The organism is Pseudostreptobacillus hongkongensis, from assembly GCF_001559795.1.
Lineage (GTDB): Bacteria > Fusobacteriota > Fusobacteriia > Fusobacteriales > Leptotrichiaceae > Pseudostreptobacillus > Pseudostreptobacillus hongkongensis.
Map to the genome: position 1 here is coordinate 1 of NZ_LOHY01000014.1, position 299 is coordinate 299.

Annotated in this window: 1 pseudogene; it reads right to left on the minus strand. The window is 26.1% G+C overall.

Annotated elements, in window-relative coordinates:
• Positions 1-83: 83 nt before the first annotated feature.
• A pseudogene (locus AYC59_RS00865) lies at positions 84-299 on the minus strand (hypothetical protein); the annotation flags it as partial.

Consider the following 299-nt stretch of genomic DNA (forward strand, 5'->3'; position numbering starts at 1 on the left):
GCTCCAAATATCATACTAAAAAGCATAAAACATATTTGTATAAAATGTTTTTTATTTAAATTTTCCCTCATTATTCCCCACTTCTATTTATATCTATTTTTTAAATCCGTATTATCTCTATTAGTTAAATATACAGGTAATCCATAACTTTTAAATATATCTTCCGCTCTTATAATTTCTTCTTTTTCTGGAGTTCTTGTATCTCTTAACTTATATTCTTTATTCATAGTATCCCATTTAGGCGTACCCATTTGATGGAAAGGTAATATATCAACCCTTTCTACATTCTTAACTTTAGA